Genomic DNA, 5,657 nt, shown 5'->3' with positions numbered 1-5,657 from the left:
TCTTGATTCCGAGTGAAGAGGTTATGGTTACCGTGACGAAAGACGGATATGTAAAACGTACAAGTACACGTTCATACAGTGCTTCTAACGGTAAAGACTTCACAATGAAAGACTCAGATTATCTATTATTTGAGTCGATGATGAATACGCAACATCACTTGCTACTGTTCACAAGTTTAGGAAATTACATCTATCAGCCGATTCATGAACTACCTGATATCCGCTGGAAGGACCTTGGCCAGCATATATCGAGTATCGTTTCACTTGATTCGAACGAAACAATCATCAAAGCAATTCCAATCGAAACCTTTGATGAAAACCGCTATATTTTAGCAGTTTCAAAACTGGGTCAGATTAAACGTTCTACACTGGCTGAATATCAAGTTCAGCGTTATTCACGAGCATTGAATACGATGAATTTGAAAAAAGGCGATCAAGTTATGTATATTGATCTCGTAACGGAAACCGAAGATGTCTTCATCGTCACGCATAACGGCTATGCTGTACGATTCAATATGCAGGAAGTTCCTGTTACCGGTGTGAAAACTGGTGGAGTGAAAGGGATTAACTTGAAAGATGGCGATGTTGTAGCAAATGCAACGATCATTCCAGCTGATGCACGCGGAGATTTATTCCTCGTGACTCATCGAGGCGCCGTAAAAAAAATGGCATTAAAAGAATTCGAACAAGGCACTCGTGCAAAACGAGGAGTTGTTGTGTTACGCGAATTAAAATCGAATGCTCACCGCGTAAGCGGCGTATTCTATGTTGAAGATAATGAACAAGTAATTATCGAGACAGCAAAAGGCGTTCGTGAAGTTGTTGAAACGAAACCAATCCGTGTTTCAGATCGCTACTCAAACGGCTCGTTTATTGTCGATACAGACAAAGACGGGGCTGTCGTAAGATTATGGAAAGCATTGAAAACAAACGAAGATAGCAAGAAATAGAAGGGGTACAACAAGGGAGCTATAATGGCTTCCTTTGTTGTATACAGGGGATTATATGTGGAAGAATCGAAATGTATGGATTATTTTAGTGGGGGAAATGATTGCGGGTCTTGGTCTCTGGACTGGAATCATTGGAAATTTGGAGTTTATGCAGGAACGAATTCCTTCTGATTTCCTGAAGTCAGTCATCATGGCAATTGGTTTACTTGCTGGAATTTTAGCTGGACCAATGGCCGGCAAAATAATCGATCAATCGAAGAAAAAGACGGTATTGTTGATTTCGGGATTCGGTCGTATGATCAGTGTCAGCTTCATGCTGATTGCAATCGGAACAGGCTCCATCTGGTGGATGGTCGCCTTCATGATCAGCATCCAATTGTCGGCAGCATTTTATTTTCCAGCTTTGCAGGCAACCATACCATTAGTGGTTAAAGACGATCAGTTGCTGCAAATGAATGGCTGGCATATGAATGTCGCTACTATGGCTCGTGTTATTGGAACAGCGCTTGCAGGTGTCGTATTGGTCTATTGGTCATTGGAATCGCTTTATTATATGTCTATCATCGCTTATGCCGGTCTGTTGATCTTTACTTATATGCTCCGCATCGATGAAGGTCAGGGTACAGAAGCACAAGTGAAAGTAGCTTCATCAAGTAAAGGTGGATTCATGGAAGTGTTTCCGATTTTAAAATCATATCCAGCTGTCATGATGACTTTGGTCATGACTTTAATTCCTTTATTGTTTATAGGATCGTTTAACTTGCTGGTTATCAATATCAGTGAGCTGCAGGATTCATCATCCATCAAAGGGGCAATTTATGCCGCTGAAGGTATTGCATTTATGCTGGGTACTGTTGTTGTTAAGTATATTGCAAATAAATGGCATACGAGTACGATATTATTTTTCTTTGCATTTGTAATCGGCGTTGCTGAATTAATCTTAATTTTTGCTGCCAGTCCAGTTTTGTCGGTAACCGCATTTGCGGTATTTGGCTTTGCGGTGGGTAGTTTTTTCCCAACTGCTATGACAATATTCCAGAAGCAAATGCCAAAAGCGTTTCACGGCAGATTTTTCTCGTTCCGAAACATGCTCGAGCGCGTAATTTTCCAGGTCGTTTTATTGGCAACAGGAGCATTGTTGGATCTAATCGGTTTACAATGGATGGTCGTTGTATTTGGGGTACTTAGTTTATCTCTGACCACAGTTTTCCTGATTCAAATGAAGAAACGTAACATTAAATTGGATACAAATGATCAAACCGCTGAAATCATATGATTTCAGCGGTTTTTTCATGTTTTGTCGTTTTTATCCAGTAGAAATTGATTATAATAGTTGGTTATCATGTACCATTAAATAACTTAACTGAAAAATAAATAAATTTATGTATTTCGAAAACGTCCTATGGGGGGATGTCGTCTATTAATTAAAGACAGTTAAAAGTTGTTATTCATAATACGAAAGTCATAAAGAGGAAGAAACGCTTCCGATTCCACCAGCTAAATAGTTATAACTGAAAAAAGCTCATTTCTCGTAAATAGAAATGAGCTTTTTATGTTCTTTAAAATAGGAAGATATTTAAAAAAGCGTAAAATCGTGAATTACGCTCATTTTTAGGTTCTGTCGCTTCAGAAGCGATTATGGGAATCATTTAGGCCGCAGAAAGTATTGAGTTTTTCCTAGGACAGTGTGAAATTTATGGCAAAAAAAAATGGAGTACAAGTAGGAAGAGATTGTTTCTTAGCAACAGAAGCATTTTAAAATTGGCTTCCAAGGGATGGTGAGTATTGGATTAATCAGTTTCACTGACTACAATTTTCTTAATTCAAAATTAAGAAACGAAACATAAAACTAGATACAAACGTACAAACCGTCGAAATTGCTTAATTTAGTTGGTTTTTTAAATGTGAAAAGAATTTCAATAAAATCGAGACTTTGTTATCTTAAAAATCCTCCAAATGTCATGTTGTTAATGGTTTTATCATATACATAAGTTTATAGCTGGGAAGGGGGAACTATAGATTATGGAAGAAACTATTAGTTTACAAGAATTTTTCCAGACACTTCGAAAGAGAATGCTTCTGATTTTTTCAATAACACTTTTAGTAACTGCTCTTAGTGGAGTAATTAGTTTTTACTTTTTAACACCGATCTACGAGTCTTCAACTCAGCTTTTAATAAATCAAGAAGACACAAACCAAATGCCTGATGTAGATATTCAAACAAATTTACAGCTAATAAATACCTATAGCATTATCATAAAAAGTCCAGCGATACTTGATCTTGTTATAAAGGAATTGGCACTTGAAAATATGACTACTCAATCATTAAACAAAAAAATAAATGTCAATAGTGAWGGCGATTCTCAAGTTGTAACAATTACTGTCCAGGATGCGGATCAATTTATAGCTCGTGACATTGCCAATTCGACTGCTGATATTTTCCAGCGTGAAGTAATTGATCTTATGAACATCAATAATGTGAGTATATTATCAAGAGCCACTGCAAGTGATGAACAAGAACCTGTAAAGCCCCAACCCATTTTAAACATAGCTATTTCAATGGTTATTGGATTTTTACTTAGCATTGGGCTCGCTTTCCTTTTAGAATACCTTGACAATACATTAACTTCGGAGCAAGACATTGAAAAGCTACTTTCATTACCAGTGATAGGTTCTATTTCATCCATGGAGATAAAAGAACAAAAAAAAATAGCAAGACTTAATAAAATGCAGTATAAGAAAGGAGGAGATATGAATGGCTAATCGAAAGAAAAAGAAAATGGAGACGCAACTAATAACAATTGAAAATTCAAAATCTCCTATTTCAGAGCAGTATCGAACATTAAGAACAAACATTCAGTATTCTTCGGTAGATAAAGAATTGAAATCCATTATTATTACTTCACCAAATCCTGGAGAAGGAAAATCAACGACCATTGCAAACTTAGCTATTGTGTTTGCTCAACAAGGAAAAAAAGTGCTGCTTGTAGATGCAGATTTACGGAAACCGACAATTCACTATACCTTTAATATTAAAAATACAAAAGGTTTAACAAATTTATTGATGAAAAAAGCCTCACTAGGAGATGTTATACAACAAACTCCAGTACTTAATTTGTTTCTATTACCTAGCGGAACAATTCCCCCATATCCAGCAGAACTGCTTCAATCAGAAATGATGTCTCAATTGATGGACCGATTAAAAGCTAGTTTTGAATTAATTTTATTTGATACACCTCCTATACTTGCCGTAGCAGATGCACAAATACTAGCAAATAAATGTGACGGATCTATTTTGGTAGTGAAAAGTGGTTCTACAGAAAAAGAAGGAGCCATTSGAGCAAAAGATATACTAATGAGTGCAAGCAGCAAACTATTAGGAGTTGTGTTAAATAATAAAATGATGAAAGACTCACCTTATCAAACCACCTATTATTATGGACAAACTAAGTAATTAGGTTAGCAAAGGTTTCATACAAAATAATTAAATTCTTAACTAATTATTAATTGTAATATCCTTTCAAAACCTAAAATTCATGTTAAAGATTATTAAAAAATACAGTTACGAGGATGGGAATGTTGATTGATATACACTCACACATAACTTTCGGTCTTGATGATGGCGCACGAACATTAGAAGAGAGTATCAATATGGCAAAACAAGCTGTTTCTGAAGGGATATCTACTATTATAGCAACACCCCATCACAGACATCCTTCTTACCATAACCCCAAAGAAATAGTTGTAAAGAACGTTCTTAAGCTGAATGAAATATTTTCAGCTGCACAAATTCCTTTAACTGTATTGACCGGGCAAGAAATAAGATTATTTGGAGAACTGGAGAGTGTCTTAGATTTAGATGAAGAACTATTAACATTAAACCATTCTAAGATGATATTAATCGAACTGCCATCGTCTAATATTCCACTATATACGGAGAAGTTGTTTTATAACTTACTAGTAAAAGGAATTATCCCTGTGATTGCACATCCAGAGCGCAATGCTGAAATTGCAAGGAATCCAGAAAAACTTTATCAATTAATAAAAAATGGTGCATATTCTCAAGTAACCGCAACAAGTATAGCAGGCGGGTTCGGTAGAAAATTACAACGCTTGAGTATTCAAATGATTGAATATCAATTGACCCATTTTATTGGATCAGATGCACACAATCTGACTAGCCGAGTGTTTAAATGGAAAGATGCATGGAACATAGTAGATAAAAAATTAGGGATTGAGTATACGACAAAATTGAAAAAGCAATCGATTGAACTTGTTAATAATCAAAATATTAGTAAGCTACAGCCCGAGCAGATTCCAAGAAAAAAATTTTTTATTTAAATCCTACTAAAGAAAAGAGTATGTGCTCAATGACGGTAAAGAAATGGAAAACATTACTTTTTGTATTGGATTCTTTTATTGTTGTTTTTTCGATGTTTGCTAGTTATTTAATTCTATACCCCTATTTAAATGTTTTAACAGAAAAAGTGTTAATTCTAAGTGTAATAACTATTTTTTTAGCGCATCATTTTTTTGCTTGGCGTTATGGACTTTATCGAAAGGTTTGGTTGTATGCTTCAATTGGTGAACTTACCTCAATAGTTCGTGCAGTGACCTATTCGATTATTTCAGTAATGCTTATGCAAGTAATAGTCAATCAAGATATTTACGTTCGGGTGTTAGTCATCACATGGATGGTTCATATTC

General features: G+C 35.5%; 5 protein-coding genes and 1 pseudogene. All 6 read left to right on the top strand.

Annotated elements, in window-relative coordinates:
* Nucleotides 1-950, top strand: a 950-nt coding sequence (locus AC1DSB_RS13355; RefSeq protein ID WP_477586875.1) for a DNA gyrase C-terminal beta-propeller domain-containing protein, incomplete at its 5' end; no start/stop codon positions are given.
* Between the two features lie 55 nt (nucleotides 951-1,005).
* Entirely contained in the window at nucleotides 1,006-2,226 is a 1,221-nt protein-coding gene (locus tag AC1DSB_RS13350) for an MFS transporter (RefSeq protein ID WP_477586874.1), read from the top strand.
* 746 nt (nucleotides 2,227-2,972) lie between these two features.
* Nucleotides 2,973-3,713: a YveK family protein gene (locus AC1DSB_RS13345; protein ID WP_477586873.1), complete on the top strand. Its 741-nt coding sequence runs from the start codon at nucleotides 2,973-2,975 to the stop codon at nucleotides 3,711-3,713.
* On the top strand, nucleotides 3,706-4,404 hold the full coding sequence (locus tag AC1DSB_RS13340) for a CpsD/CapB family tyrosine-protein kinase (protein WP_477586872.1): 699 nt from the start codon (nucleotides 3,706-3,708) through the stop codon (nucleotides 4,402-4,404). Before AC1DSB_RS13345 ends, AC1DSB_RS13340 begins: the two co-directional genes overlap by 8 nt.
* 122 nt (nucleotides 4,405-4,526) lie before the next feature.
* On the top strand, nucleotides 4,527-5,291 hold the full coding sequence (locus AC1DSB_RS13335; protein WP_477533020.1) for a tyrosine-protein phosphatase: 765 nt from the start codon (nucleotides 4,527-4,529) through the stop codon (nucleotides 5,289-5,291).
* Nucleotides 5,292-5,320: 29 nt separating this feature from the next.
* Nucleotides 5,321-5,657, top strand: a pseudogene (locus tag AC1DSB_RS13330) (hypothetical protein); the annotation flags it as partial.

The organism is Paenisporosarcina sp. P4_E4_2, from assembly GCF_056401595.1.
The sequence above is the reverse complement of the archived record's forward strand: the minus strand, read 5'-3'. Positions and strand labels throughout refer to the sequence as shown.

Bases quoted from the DNA above. Each gene is read 5' to 3' on its own strand.
- AC1DSB_RS13350 (WP_477586874.1), top strand. From the start codon at position 1,006: ATGTGGAAGAATCGAAATGTATGGATTATTTTAGTGGGGGAAATGATT.
- AC1DSB_RS13335 (WP_477533020.1), top strand. From the start codon at position 4,527: ATGTTGATTGATATACACTCACACATAACTTTCGGTCTTGATGATGGC.